The sequence below is a fragment of the Vibrio neptunius genome, assembly GCF_000967495.1.
Taxonomy (GTDB): domain Bacteria; phylum Pseudomonadota; class Gammaproteobacteria; order Enterobacterales; family Vibrionaceae; genus Vibrio; species Vibrio neptunius.
This window is the reverse complement of sequence record NZ_JXXU01000002.1, coordinates 1-13,507: the sequence shown is the minus strand read 5'-3', so window position 1 is coordinate 13,507 and position 13,507 is coordinate 1. Positions and strand designations below refer to the sequence as shown.

The window sequence follows — 13,507 nt, the reverse complement described above, 5'->3', positions numbered from 1 at the left end:
CCTTAACGTTTCCAGAAAGCCGGGAAAAATAGCACCAATAAGGTGAGGATTTCGAGTCGCCCCATCAGCATGCCGAAGCTGAGAAGCCACTTAGCGGTATCTGGTAATGGGGCAAAGTTACCCGTCGGCCCAATCACTGCACCCATGCCAGGACCAACGTTGGCCACGGCGGTGATAGACCCGGAAATGCTGGTAATAGGATCTAGTCCCAATGCGCTTAAGCATCCAGCAATAAAAATAATCGTGATAAAGAACATTAATGCGAACGCAACCACAGAGCGTACGATGTCATCGTTTACCGGTCTATGATTGTAACGCTGAACAAATACCCCAGAAGGGTGAATAAGCTTCATCATTTGTTTGTTGAGTAGCGTCATCGCAATCTGAAAGCGGAAGACTTTGATTCCGCCGGAGGTTGATCCTGAACAGGCTCCCGCCATCATTAAGAAGGCAAACAAGGTGGTTGGCAGTGCACCCCATGCGGTGAAGTCTTCTAGACCAAACCCTGTGGTTGTGACGACAGAGACGATGTTGAACATCGACACCCGTAGCGCGTCCATGACGCTGTAGCCATCTCGTATCACTAACCAAGCTGAAATGATCAGGCTGGTGATAAGAAACAGGTAGGTGAAACCGCGTACCTGCGCGTCACTGATTAACTCATCTACCCGTCGCTTGCGTATTGCTGCTACAAACAGTAAGAAGGGTAGGCCACCGAGGAACATAAACAGGGTCGCTACCCAATGAGAGCCGTTAGAAAAGTGGTTCATTGAGCCATCTGAAGTGGAATAGCCGCCTGTCGAGAGAGTGGTGAACGAGTGGTTAATGGCTTCGAATAAATTCATGCCCGTCAGAAGGTAGCCGATCATGCACAATCCAGTGAGGATCAGGTAGACCAACATGATATTTTTTGCCACGGTCTTGGCGCGTGGGCTGCTTTTATCTGACCAGTCAGAAGATTCTGTATGGAATAGCTTCATACCACCGACGTTGAGCATTGGGAGCACTGCGACCGCCATGACAATGAAGCCTATTCCACCAAGCCACTGCAAGATGGAACGCCACAGCAAGATGCTCGGGGCCATGTCATCAAGTCCGCTGAGTACGGTTGAGCCTGTTGTGGTAATGCCAGACATGGTTTCAAAGTATGCATCGGTAAAACTGATGTGGTTAATGAAAACAAACGGCAGAGCTGCAAAGGCACTGGCAACCATCCAAACGAGGCTGGTAATAAGGAACATATCCCTCGCACTGAGCTTAAAACGCTTAGTGCGGCCGATAGTCAGACAGACGAAGGCGGCAAGATGGGTGATAACCACTGACTGACCAAATTCAAGAAAGCCAGAGGTGCCTGTAAAGAAAGCCACCAGAGTGGGCACGTACATGAATAGGGCCAGTTTCGATAGAACCAGCCCGATGACAAACAGTACAGGACGTAAGTTGACCATAGTGTCGATCCTAAAGGAAGAAAGGACTCGGCTGGAATAGCGCTTCGACGTCTGGAACGTACTTCTTATCCACTAGGAACATGACCACATGGTCGTCTTGCTCAATCACGGTTCTGTCATGAGCGATCAATACTTCTTCACCACGCACAATCGCACCGATAGTTGTGCCCGGTGGTAACTTGATGTCGCCAATCGCACGACCAACGACTTTAGAAGTGGTTTCATCACCGTGGGCGATGGCTTCGATGGCTTCTGCTGCGCCGCGACGTAGTGAAGAGACGTTAACAATATCAGCCCGACGGACGTGCGTTAGCAGGGCGGAAATCGTTGCTTGCTGAGGTGAGATAGCGACGTCAATCACCCCACCCTGAACCAGATCCACATAGGCACCGCGCTGGATAAGCACCATCACTTTCTTGGCTCCCATGCGTTTCGCCAGCATGGCGGACATGATATTCGTTTCGTCTTCATTGGTCAGGGCGATGAACACGTCGACCTGATCGATATTTTCTTCGGTAAGCAGTTCCTGATCCGCAGCATCACCACAGAAAACAATGGTGTTTTCCAGCTCTTCAGACAGCTTTTCAGCGCGCTGGTAACTGCGTTCAATCAACTTGACGCTGTAGGACTGCTCAAGGCGCTTAGCTAAGCTGGCGCCGATGTTACCACCTCCGACAATCATGATGCGGCGATACGGCTTTTCCAGTCGCTGCAGTTCACTCATGACCGAACGGATGTGGTTACTGGCGGCGACGAAGAACACTTCATCGTCGGCTTCGATAATGGTGGTGCCCTGAGGGCGGATGGGGCGCCCCTGACGGAAAATAGCGGCAACGCGAGTATCGATGTGTGGCATGTGCTCACGCAAGGCAGATAGGGCATTACCAACCAGCGGGCCACCGTAATATGCTTTCACCGCCACTAAGCTGACTTTCTGTTCGGCGAAGCTCACCACTTGCAGTGCCCCCGGATATTGGATCAGGCGCTCGATGTAGCTGGTCACCAGTTCTTCAGGTGCGATCAGGTGGTCAACCGGAACGGCACCGGATTGGAATAGCGCTTCTTTCTCGGCCAAGTATTGTGGCGAGCGGATACGAGCGATTCGGTTGGGAGTATTAAACAGAGAAAAGGCAACCTGACAGGCCGCCATATTGGTTTCATCCATATTGGTCACGGCGACCAACATGTCGGCATCTTGTGCGCCGGCTTCACGCAGCACATCTGGGTGACTGGCGTAGCCGTTCACTACCCGTAAATCATATTTATCTTGCAGCTCACGCAGTCGATCACTATTTCTGTCGACTATGGTGATGTCATTGTTTTCACCGACCAGATTCTCTGCCAGTGTACCGCCTACCTGACCAGCGCCAAGAATGATGATTTTCATACCGTTTCTCGTCTAACCAAAATTTAAGGGATCGATGATCCCCGAATCACTACGCGATTTTTGTCAGGATGGCGTAATAAAAGCCATCCATATCCTCTTCACCAGGAAGCACTTGGCGCCCTGGGTTGTCTACCGGCGAACCTTCTAACTGAGCATTCGCGGTGCGTGCCAGAAACGCTTTCACCTGTTCGCTGTTTTCCTGTGGTGTGATAGAGCAGGTCGCATAAACCAGCGTACCGCCCGGCTTCAGCTGTTGCCACATCGCATCCAGAATCTCGCTTTGTAATTCTGCCAATGCTGCTATGTCATCACCACGACGCAGCCATTTGATGTCTGGGTGACGGCGAATAACACCCGTGGCCGAACAAGGTGCATCGAGCAGGATGCGATCAAATTGCTCGCCTTGCCACCAATCTTTTGGCTTACGTGCGTCACCGCAAAGAACTTGCGCTTTCAGTTGAAGGCGTTGCAGGTTGTCGTGTACGCGTTTGAGGCGGCTGTCATCACAGTCAATGGCCACAACCTGTGCATCTTGAGTACGCTCAAGAATATGGGCAGTTTTGCCTCCCGGTGCAGCACAGCAATCTAGAATTAACTCGCCATCTTTTGGCGTTAGGTAGTTAATCGACAGCTGAGCTGCTGCGTCCTGAACGGAAACCCAACCTTTCTCAAAGCCTGGCAATTTTGTCACGTCGCACGGGGCGGCTAATTTTAGGGCGTCGCTCGCTTCACTGTGAATACTGCTATCTATGTTTTCATTTTTGAGCAGTTGCTGGTATTCGTCACGGCTGTGATGTTGGTGATTCACACGCAACCACATTGGTGCTTTGCTGTTGTTGGCTTCAATAATGTCTTGCCATTGCTGTGGGTAGGCGTCCTGAAGCAGTTTGAGCAACCAACTCGGGTGACCATATTTACCGGCATTGTGGCTCATGGCATGAGCGTCTAGCTCTTCTTGGTTACGTTGATAGTTACGCAACACTGCATTGATTAAACCGCGTAGGCGTGGGCCTTTGAGCGTTTTGGTGCCTTCGACGGTTTCACCGACGGCTGCGTGCGCTGGAATACGCATAAAGCTCAGTTGGTAAATACCGACCAGAATCAAGTGGTGGAAAACGCGTTGTTTGCCTTTAAGTGGCTTATCCATCAGCTCATTCGCGATCGATTCAAGGCGAGGTAAATAACGCAATGATCCATAACAGATTTCCTGTAACAACGCTTGATCGCGAGGTTTGACTTGTTGTTGAGCCGCAGGAAGTGCGTTAGACAGAGACTGGCCTTTATCGACCACTTGGAAAAGGACATTAGCCGCAGCAGCGCGAACATTCATGTTGAATACCTTAACAGTAAGGGAGGGTGTCTCCACCCTCAAAAAGTACGTATAAATTAGGTCAGCTGAGTGCCGACTTCAAACCAGCTGGCACGCGAGTTGAGGATATCCTGAACCGGCATGGCTTTTTTACCGGGCACCTGAAGTTGTTCAAGAACCAGAACATGCTTGCCTGTGGCAACGTAGATCCCGGTTTTATCTGCTTGCAGTATGGTACCAGGTGCCTCAGTTGTCGCTTGAACGTCAACGCGGCTTTGCCAGACTTTGATGCTGTTGTTGGCGGCTTCAAAATAGCTCATCGGCCAAGGGTTGAAGGCACGTACACAACGTTCGATATGCGCAGCCTCATCACTCCAGTTAATTCGTGCCTCTTCTTTACTGAGCTTTTTGGCGTAATTCGCCAGCTCGTCATCTTGCTTTTCAGGTGACGCTTTGCCGTCAGCAATGTCAGCCAAGCATTCAACTAAAGCTTGCGGGCCAAGCTCAGCTAGCTTTTCATACATAGAAGCGCTGGTATCTGTCGCTTTGATTGGCAAAGTAGCAATTTTCAGCATATCGCCAGTATCTAAGCCGATATCCATCTGCATAATAGTGACGCCCGTCTCCTGATCGCCAGCCCAAATCGAGCGCTGGATAGGAGCGGCACCGCGCCAACGTGGCAGAATCGAACCATGGACGTTGATACAGCCTAGCTTTGGTGTATCGAGTACTGCTTGTGGCAGCAATAAACCATAAGCGACCACGACCATCAGATCCGCATTCAAATCAGCCAGTTCTTGCTTTGCTTCATCTGACTTAAAGTTTTCTGGTTGGTAAACCGGGATATCATGCTCAAGTGCGATGTGCTTGACTGGGCTGGCAGTCAGCTTTTTGCCTCGCCCCGCTGGACGGTCTGGCTGGGTGTAGACCGCAATAACCTCGTGCTCCGAAGACAACAACGCCGCCAAGTGACGGGCGGCGAAGTCCGGAGTACCGGCAAATACAATTTTCAAAGGTTTGCTCAAAGTACGTTCCTTTAATTTAGCCGCTAGGCTTAGCTGGCGTGCTTTTCGTTAAAGCGTTTGATTTTCGCCAGTTTTTCCTGAATGCGCTTGCGTTTCAGGGGCGACAAATAATCGACAAAAAGTTTGCCTTCTAGATGGTCAAGCTCGTGTTGCACACAAATTGCCAGCAGATCATCTGCTTCAAACGTGTATTCTGTGCCATCACGATCTAAGGCTTTGACGCTGACTTCCGCAGCGCGGGGTACTAGTGCTCGCGCGCCCGGAACAGACAGACAGCCCTCTTCAATGCCATCTTCGCCGCGTTTTTCTAATATTTCAGGATTGATGAGAACCATTGGCTGATCGCGTGTTTCTGAAACATCGATAACAACGATACGTTGGTGGAAATCGACCTGGGTTGCTGCCAGACCAATACCTTCTTCGTCATACATGGTTTCAATCATGTCGTCGACGAACTTTTGAATCTCAGGGGTCACCTTTTCCACTGGTTTTGCAACAGTGCGAAGGCGCTCATCTGGGAATGTTAATACTTGTAATACAGACATATACACTCGAAATGTTGAACTGAGCCGAATCAGGATAAACCTTGTTGGCTCAATTCTAGACATTTTGCCACCTAAATGACAGCCTCATTGTGTTTTTGCGTATTTTCCCGAGTTAATCACAACGTTAAATTTGGCGAACGATGAGCGGCCAAAAGTGGCTTAAAATGCGAAGTCTAGGTTGGCTCGTTATGGCCAGTTGGTGTCGTGTAATAAGTTGTTAGGCCTGACGAAATTTTCCTATGACAGAAGAAGAACTAACGGCTTGGCTGAGCTTATACTTTACGCCTCAGATCGGGCCAAAAGCGTTTCAGCGCTTGGTAGAGGTGGATTCTCCAATCAACATCATTGAGTCTTCATCTGAGACATTGCGCCGTTTAGGCTTCTCTGACTCCCAACTGACATATCTCCAGCACCGGGCTGCGGGGGATGTTGAGGTGTGCTTCGAGTGGCAAGAAGCCTCAAATGTCAGAACCATTCTACCTTCAAGTGACCATCGGTATCCGGCACTGTTGAAACAAGCTGATGCTGCGCCAGCAACGTTGTTTGTGGAAGGTCAGCTTGAAAGCCTGTGTCTGCCACAAATAGCTATCGTGGGCAGTCGCAATGCTAGTATTGATGGGCTTAACACCGCTCGCAGCTTTGCAACACAGCTGGTGAATCAAGACATGGTTGTCACCAGCGGTTTAGCGTTGGGTATTGATGGTTATGCCCATGATGGGGCTCTAAATGGTAATGGGCAAACTGTCGCTGTGCTCGGTTGTGGCTTAAATTCTGTGTATCCGGCACGTCATCAGGCGTTAGCTCAACGAATCATTCAGCAAGGGGCACTAGTGTCGGAGCTCCATCCTAATATGAAGCCCAAAGCCGATAACTTCCCACGCCGAAATCGAATCATTAGCGGTTTGTCAGTGGGTGTTTTAGTCATAGAGGCAGCAAAGAAAAGTGGCTCTTTAATTACCGCTCGTTATGCGATAGAACAAGGCCGTGAAGTGTTTGCCGTTCCGGGGTCGATTCACCATCCTCATGCCAGAGGCTGTAACCTATTGATAAAACAAGGAGCATGCTTGGTTCAACAGGTTTCTGATATTGTCGATGAAATAGAGAGCCTTATTCGCTGGTCTGATTTAAATAAGCCTTCTGTTCAAAATGAACTATTTGAACAAATTGATTGCAAAGAAGAATTGCCATTTCCTCAGCTGTTAGCTAACGTAGGAAGTAAGGCTACACCAGTTGATATTCTTGCAAGCAGGACCAATATACCTGTTCATGAAGTCATGATGCAGATCTTGGAGCTTGAGCTCTTGGGGCATGTTGTTGCGGTTTCCGGTGGCTATATTCGAAAGGGGAGGGGCTAGCTATGATGATGGATATCCTAATGTATCTGTTTGAAACTTACATCCATAGCGATGCAGAGTTACAGGTCAATCAAGATGAGTTAGAGGAAGAATTACTTCGTGCTGGCTTTCATCAAAAAGACATTTATAAAGCCCTTGTCTGGCTAGAAGAGTTGGCTGCATTGCAGCAAAGCGAAACGCACTCCGCGATTTCTATTTGTAGCACGTCCACCTCAACGCGTATCTATACTGCGAAAGAGTGTGAGCGTCTAAACCTTGAATCGCGAGGTTTTCTGACTTTCCTTGAACAGGTCAATGTGCTGACGACTGAGACTCGTGAAATGGTTATTGACCGTATTATGGGGCTTGAGACAGACGAATTTGAACTGGATGATCTGAAATGGATTGTGCTGATGGTGCTGTTTAATGTGCCAGGTAATGAAAACGCCTACACGCTTATGGAAGAGCTGTTGTATACCAAAGAGCAAGGTATTCTTCATTAAACTCCAAACTCCATGAGTGGCTATGAGCGGTAAAATAGATCATCAGTTGTTTTCGGCCCATGAGCACGCTTTAGAACACAAAGCGTGCCCAAAATGCCAGTCAGAGAAGCGAGAAGGCGAACTACAACTTCGTCACGGCAAGCACGGCCCGTTTTTGGGCTGTAATCAATATCCTACTTGCGACTTTATCCAACCTTTGCATCAGAATGACGGCCATATTATTAAAGAGCTGGGCGTACCCTGTCCGGAGTGCTCTAATGAATTGGTGTTGCGCCAAGGGCGTTACGGAATGTTTATTGGTTGTAGTCATTATCCGCAGTGTGATCATATTGAGTCACTTGAGTCACCGACTGAACAAGAGGCTCAAGTGGAGCATGCGTGTCCGGAGTGTGGCAAAGGTCATTTGGTCGAGAGAAAGAACCGTTTTGGCAAAGCTTTTTTTGCTTGTGATAATTACCCTAAATGTAAGTTTGCGGTTAATCAGCCGCCAGTTAAGGGTAAGTGCGAACAATGTGGCTTTCCTTTATTGATCGAGAAGAAGCTCGCTAGTGGGGGTAAACATCAGTGTGCTGATCGAAAATGCCATCACACCCAGAGGCAACAATAAAAACGGCGCTGAAACAGCACCGTTTTTTATCAAGATTGCGATGATTAGTGCTTACCTCGACGCGCTATATCGTGAACCGCCGCGAAAGCATCCGCGTCTAAGACTTCCGCTAGAGCCGATAATTGACGTTGCAGTTCACCACTGTAATCACCACACACGTTAATGTGGCCCATCTTGCGTCCTGCGCGCTTTTCTTTCCCATACCAGTGAACGTGACATCCAGGCATAGCGAGCACGCTTTCTGGCAGGGTATCTTCACCGAGGATATTGATCATCGACGTTTCGCGGATCAGCTTGGTGTTACCCAGCGGCATGCGACACACTGCTCGTAAGTGATTCTCAAACTGGCAGGTTTCTGCACCTTGTTGTGTCCAGTGGCCAGAGTTGTGGACACGAGGTGCAATTTCGTTGACCAACAAGGTGCCATTCAAATCAAAGAACTCGAGTGTCAGAACGCCTATATAGTTGAGCTCGTTAGCTACCGCAGTGAACATTTCTTGTGCTTGTTGTTGCAACTCAGTATCGGCAATGGCGGTCGAGACGCTCAGTACGCCATTGGTGTGGACGTTTTCTGCAAGTGGATATACTGTAACTTCGCCATTTTTACCGCGTGCACCGACAAGTGACACTTCACGTTGAAAAGGAACGAACTCCTCCGCAACAATGGCTTGTGTTTCTGTGGCGTTAATACACGCTTCCATCTCAGCCCATAGTGCGTCTATCTGAGCTGGGTCTTTGAGTCGCCACTGACCTTTGCCATCATAACCACCCAAGGCACTCTTTAACACCATTGGAATACCGACATACTCTATAGCATGAGCAAAGTCTTCGCGTGTCTGGATCACATGGTATTTGGCATTGTGGACCTTCGCACTGTCTAGCAATGCTTTTTCGATTCGTCGGTCACCGCCAGCTTTGATGGCGTCGGCAGAGGGGAAGAGCTTTCCGCTTGCTTGGCAAACATCAAGAATATCATTTGGGATATGCTCGAACTCGGCGGTAATGACATCTGCTTGCTCAATGGCATTGTCCAACCCTTTGCCCAGCAGCGACTGAGTTAGCGGATGGACGATATTTTCGCTCGCCACATCATACGCAATAATATCGATGTTCAGAGGAGCGCCAGCCAGTGACATCATGCGTGCCAGCTGTCCCGCTCCAAGCACTAACACATGCATGGGATTAGTCCTCTGCTGGGTTTGGGTTAGCTAACACGGTTTCAGTTTGTTGGTTGCGAAATGCTTCGATTTTCTCCATCACAGTGTCATCGTGCGTGCCAATGATTTGAGCTGCGAGAATGCCCGCATTCGCCGCGCCTGCTTCACCAATAGCCAATGTTCCTACCGCGATACCTTTTGGCATTTGAACAATCGATAGTAGCGAGTCCATACCTTTTAATGCACGCGATTGAACAGGGACACCGAGAACAGGCAAGCTAGTGAAAGCGGCTGCCATACCTGGTAAATGAGCGGCACCGCCGGCACCGGCAATGATGACTTTGAGGCCACGCGCTTTGGCGCTATTGGCATAATCAGCAAGAAGCTGCGGAGTACGGTGAGCTGACACCACTTTTGTTTCATATTCGACGCCAAACTGATCCAGCATTTCAGCTGCTAGTTTCATGGTTGGCCAGTCAGATTTAGAACCCATGATGATACCGACTTTCATCTTAAACTCCCTTAATGCAACTCTATTGATGAGCAGATAAATTTGAGCGCATTATACGGGGATTTTAATCTCAAGCAAACGTTTGCGTAAAGTTTCAATTCAGATTGACACAATTTATAAATAAATAGCTTTAGTCACTATCAATGATTGTTTGTAAACTTAGTGGTTAGACAGTACATCAGACAGGAAAGAATCAGTGGATAATTTTGAGCAGGCTCTATTAGCTCTGAAAAACGGTGAAGTGATTGCGTACCCGACGGAGGGCGTATTCGGTGTTGGTTGTGATCCTGATAACCCTGAAGCGATTCAGAAACTATTAGAGCTGAAACAAAGGCCAGTAGAGAAAGGTTTGATTCTGATTGCCGCCAGTTATGAACAATTACTGCCATATATTGACGAGTCTCAGCTGACGGATGAGCAGTTACAGAAAGTGCATCAAACTTGGCCTGGCCCAGTTACTTGGATCATGCCGTGTAGCGATAAAGTGTCGGATTGGGTTTCAGGCCAGTTTGACTCGATTGCGGTGCGTGTGACGGATCATCCTTTGGTACAAAAGATGTGTAATGCGTTTGGAAAGCCGTTAACCTCTACCAGCGCAAATTTGACCGGTGAACCCCCTTGTATGACGACCGCAGAAGTTGAACAGCAACTCGGTGATCGCTTAGTTGCAATTCTGGCGGGAAAAACGGGTGGGCGAGACAAGCCAAGTGAAATTCGCGACGCAAAAACATCCAAGGTATTAAGACAGGGTTAGCCCTGTAAAGGAAGTAGAAACATGTCAGCCATCGACAAGCAAGCAGTTAAACAGTTCCTGATGGAGCTACAGGATTCCATTTGTCAACAACTCGAACAGGCCGACGGCCAAGCTGAGTTTGTAGAAGATGCCTGGAGTCGTGAACCTGGTGAGCGTTTAGGTGGTGGTGGTCGCACTCGAGTGATGACTGAGGGTGCTGTGTTTGAGCAAGGTGGTGTGAATTTTTCGCACGTACAGGGAAAAGAAATGCCAGCGTCTGCTACGGCACATCGCCCTGAGCTTGCAGGTCGTAGATTTGAGGCGATGGGTGTCTCTTTGGTTATGCATCCGAAAAACCCTTATATCCCCACATCACACGCCAATGTGCGCTTTTTTATTGCCGAGAAAGACGGTGAAGCGCCTATCTGGTGGTTTGGCGGTGGTTTTGACCTGACACCTTTCTATCCTTTTGAAGAAGACGCCCAATATTGGCATAACACTGCCAAAGAGTTGTGTGCCCCGTTCGGCAGTGAAGTGTATCCAGAGCATAAAGCTTGGTGTGACAAGTATTTCTACCTGCCTCATCGTGATGAAACACGTGGTGTTGGTGGTTTGTTCTTTGACGACTTGAATCATTGGGAGTTCGATAAGTGTTTTGATTACATCAAAGCCGTTGGTGAAGGGTATTGCCAAGCGTACTTACCAATTGTCGAGCGCCGCAAAGCAACCGAATACGGTGAGCGAGAGCGTCAGTTCCAGCTCTATCGTCGTGGTCGCTATGTTGAGTTTAACTTGGTCTATGACCGCGGAACGCTCTTTGGTCTGCAAAGTGGTGGCCGTACTGAGTCTATCCTGATGTCTATGCCACCATTGGCAAGATGGGAATACAGTTACCAAGTGGAGCCGGGAACCCATGAATCAGAGTTGTATCAGGACTACTTGAAGCCTCGCGATTGGTAACACTTTCTTCCTTAAAAGGTTAATGATAGGGTCATTGGTTTGCAATGGCCCTTTTTGTTTTGAGTAGGTAAAGATATGACCCAGCAGATAGATCGTTATGCCGTTTTCGGAAACCCGATAAGCCAAAGTAAGTCACCGTTCATTCATACACTGTTTGCTCGTCAAACCAATCAGTCATTGACGTATTCTGCTGAGTTGGCTCCAGTGGATGGATTTATTGCGGCGGCTGAAGTTTTTTTTGCTCAAAACGGAAAAGGGTGCAATGTCACTGTGCCATTTAAGGAAGATGCTTGCCGACTGGCTACACGCTTAACAGAGCGGGCTCAGTTGGCAGGTGCCGTCAATACGCTGAAAAAGCTCGATGATGGTGAGATCTTGGGCGATAACACCGATGGTGAAGGGTTGGTACAGGACCTACTGCAGAATCAGGTCGTTATTGAAGGTGCAAGAATTCTCTTGATCGGTGCAGGAGGGGCGGCTCGTGGTGTAATCAAGCCTCTGCTTGACCAAAGCCCTGCTGAGATTGTGATTACCAACCGGACCTTATCTAAAGCGCAGACGTTACAAGAGATGTTTGCAAGTTTTGGTTCGATCAAAGCGGTTGAGATGGCACACATCGAACAGAGCTACGACATTATCATCAACTCGACGTCCTCCAGTCTCAGTGGCGAGCTGCCCGCGATTTCATCGGCAATCTTCTCATCGAGAACGACGGTTTATGACATGATGTATGGCTCTGGTCACACGACATTCAATCAGTGGGCAATTGAGCATAACGCGGCGATGGTATACGACGGCTTGGGCATGTTGGTGGGGCAGGCTGCGGAAAGCTTTATGTTATGGCGTGGTATCCGACCTGGAACAAAACAAATTCAACGTGAATTAAGAAAGAATTTAGAGGGTATGTAATGAATCAGTCGATTCTGTTTCCCGATATGCAGCATTGGGATGACCACCTACAAGCAATCGTGTTTCCTGCGCAGCAGTCAGGTGCATTGATAGAGTGCGTGGTTACCTTGAATCAGCTGGAAGTATTGGCTGGGCAAAAGCTTCAAGGTGCTGAGCAAGCTCTCGTTTGCTTTAATCAGCACCGATTTGATCTGGAGGAGTTAGCTGAAGAACTGATTGAAGACGAAACCTTCAATCAGTCAGGGCAGGTCGAAGTTATTTGCTAATCACATCGACATGATGCAGGTAATCTTCTTTGTTCTGCACATAATTGTCTGCTGACTTTTGTAGGAAGGCGCGTTCTTTATCGTTAAGAGGACGTGCCTGTTTGACTGGGCTGCCTACATATAAGTAGCCGCTTTCGAGAGTCTTCCCTGGTGGGACCAAACTGCCTGCACCAATCATTACGTCTTCTTCTATTACTGCCCCATCCAATACAATCGCGCCCATACCTACTAGAACCCTGTCTTTGATAATGCATCCATGTAGCATCACTTTATGGCCGACAGTGACATCGTCGCCAATGATAAGCGGGTAACCATTAGGGTTTTGCTGATTTTTGTGCGTAACATGTAATACGCTGCCATCTTGGACATTGGTTCTCTTGCCAATGTGAATATGGTTGACATCACCGCGAGCTGCAACGAGAGGCCAGATGCTCGAATCATCGCCAATTCTAATATCGCCCACCAACACTGAGCTTTGATCAATATAGACACGTTCACCAATGACGGGACGTGTATCTTTATAACTACGCAAGGCGCTCATTTTTTCTCCTTATAATAGAGGAATTCTGGATAAACAGAGGTAGAAGAGTAAGGAAAATAGCTATCTTTGAATAGAAAATACTCAAACGGCAAAAAAATCAAAAAAAACTGCAAAAAGGGGTTGCCAACGTGACGCTGATCTCTATAATGCCCCCTCGCTGACACGGGAACGCTTCGAAGCCTATGTTTCGAAACCATAAAGCTCAGTTAGCAAGGTCGATTAGCCAAGTGGAAACACTTGAAAATAAGTTTGAAAAAAGTGGTTGACACTAA

General features: G+C 48.4%; 15 protein-coding genes. 7 read left to right on the top strand and 8 right to left on the bottom strand.

The window, feature by feature from the left end:
- Positions 1 to 2: 2 nt before the first annotated feature.
- The 5 genes from TW84_RS01505 to def are packed head-to-tail and all read right to left on the bottom strand — an operon-like array spanning position 3 to position 5,714.
- Positions 3 to 1,448 carry a TrkH family potassium uptake protein gene (locus TW84_RS01505; protein WP_045973922.1) on the bottom strand — a complete coding sequence of 482 codons (1,446 nt, stop codon included), beginning with the start codon at positions 1,446 to 1,448 and terminating at the stop codon, positions 3 to 5.
- A gap of 10 nt (positions 1,449 to 1,458) precedes the next feature.
- Positions 1,459 to 2,835, bottom strand: coding sequence for a Trk system potassium transporter TrkA (trkA, locus tag TW84_RS01500; protein WP_006957511.1), 1,377 nt, complete (start codon positions 2,833 to 2,835; stop codon positions 1,459 to 1,461).
- A 49-nt stretch (positions 2,836 to 2,884) separates the two neighbouring features.
- On the bottom strand, positions 2,885 to 4,165 hold the full coding sequence (gene rsmB / locus TW84_RS01495; protein WP_045973921.1) for a 16S rRNA (cytosine(967)-C(5))-methyltransferase RsmB: 1,281 nt from the start codon (positions 4,163 to 4,165) through the stop codon (positions 2,885 to 2,887).
- 56 nt (positions 4,166 to 4,221) lie between these two features.
- On the bottom strand, positions 4,222 to 5,169 hold the full coding sequence (fmt, locus tag TW84_RS01490; RefSeq protein WP_045973920.1) for a methionyl-tRNA formyltransferase: 948 nt from the start codon (positions 5,167 to 5,169) through the stop codon (positions 4,222 to 4,224).
- 29 nt (positions 5,170 to 5,198) lie between these two features.
- Positions 5,199 to 5,714 (bottom strand): peptide deformylase, encoded by a 516-nt coding sequence (gene def, locus TW84_RS01485; RefSeq protein ID WP_045973919.1) that lies wholly within the window; start codon positions 5,712 to 5,714, stop codon positions 5,199 to 5,201.
- A gap of 239 nt (positions 5,715 to 5,953) precedes the next feature.
- Here def and dprA point away from each other — a divergent pair, with 239 nt between their 5' ends.
- Genes dprA through TW84_RS01470 form a run of 3 tightly spaced genes read left to right on the top strand, consistent with a single transcriptional unit; the run spans position 5,954 to position 8,158 of the window.
- Positions 5,954 to 7,069: a DNA-processing protein DprA gene (gene dprA, locus TW84_RS01480; RefSeq protein WP_045973918.1), complete on the top strand. Its 1,116-nt coding sequence runs from the start codon at positions 5,954 to 5,956 to the stop codon at positions 7,067 to 7,069.
- 2 nt (positions 7,070 to 7,071) lie between these two features.
- Complete coding sequence (locus TW84_RS01475; RefSeq protein WP_006957516.1) at positions 7,072 to 7,551, top strand: DUF494 family protein; 480 nt, start codon at positions 7,072 to 7,074, stop codon at positions 7,549 to 7,551.
- Positions 7,552 to 7,573: 22 nt separating this feature from the next.
- Entirely contained in the window at positions 7,574 to 8,158 is a 585-nt protein-coding gene (locus TW84_RS01470; protein ID WP_045973917.1) for a DNA topoisomerase family protein, read from the top strand.
- Positions 8,159 to 8,202: 44 nt separating this feature from the next.
- Here TW84_RS01470 and TW84_RS01465 read toward each other — a convergent pair whose 3' ends face one another.
- Both TW84_RS01465 and purE read right to left on the bottom strand, forming a co-directional pair.
- Positions 8,203 to 9,336 carry a 5-(carboxyamino)imidazole ribonucleotide synthase gene (locus tag TW84_RS01465; RefSeq protein ID WP_045973916.1) on the bottom strand — a complete coding sequence of 378 codons (1,134 nt, stop codon included), beginning with the start codon at positions 9,334 to 9,336 and terminating at the stop codon, positions 8,203 to 8,205.
- A 4-nt stretch (positions 9,337 to 9,340) separates the two neighbouring features.
- Positions 9,341 to 9,826: a 5-(carboxyamino)imidazole ribonucleotide mutase gene (gene purE / locus TW84_RS01460; RefSeq protein WP_045973915.1), complete on the bottom strand. Its 486-nt coding sequence runs from the start codon at positions 9,824 to 9,826 to the stop codon at positions 9,341 to 9,343.
- A gap of 196 nt (positions 9,827 to 10,022) precedes the next feature.
- Here purE and tsaC point away from each other — a divergent pair, with 196 nt between their 5' ends.
- The 4 genes from tsaC (at position 10,023) to TW84_RS01440 (ending at position 12,694) form a co-directional block, all read left to right on the top strand.
- Positions 10,023 to 10,580, top strand: coding sequence for an L-threonylcarbamoyladenylate synthase type 1 TsaC (gene tsaC / locus TW84_RS01455; protein WP_045973914.1), 558 nt, complete (start codon positions 10,023 to 10,025; stop codon positions 10,578 to 10,580).
- Between the two features lie 21 nt (positions 10,581 to 10,601).
- Positions 10,602 to 11,519: an oxygen-dependent coproporphyrinogen oxidase gene (gene hemF, locus TW84_RS01450; protein WP_045973913.1), complete on the top strand. Its 918-nt coding sequence runs from the start codon at positions 10,602 to 10,604 to the stop codon at positions 11,517 to 11,519.
- A 75-nt stretch (positions 11,520 to 11,594) separates the two neighbouring features.
- Entirely contained in the window at positions 11,595 to 12,428 is an 834-nt protein-coding gene (gene aroE / locus TW84_RS01445; protein ID WP_045973912.1) for a shikimate dehydrogenase, read from the top strand.
- Entirely contained in the window at positions 12,428 to 12,694 is a 267-nt protein-coding gene (locus TW84_RS01440) for a DUF1488 family protein (protein WP_045973911.1), read from the top strand. The genes aroE and TW84_RS01440 overlap by 1 nt, the downstream gene beginning before the upstream one ends.
- On the opposite strand, the gene TW84_RS01435 is transcribed toward TW84_RS01440, so the two are convergent.
- Complete coding sequence (locus tag TW84_RS01435) at positions 12,684 to 13,235, bottom strand: gamma carbonic anhydrase family protein (protein WP_045973910.1); 552 nt, start codon at positions 13,233 to 13,235, stop codon at positions 12,684 to 12,686. The genes TW84_RS01440 and TW84_RS01435 overlap by 11 nt on opposite strands.
- Positions 13,236 to 13,507: the final 272 nt, after the last annotated feature.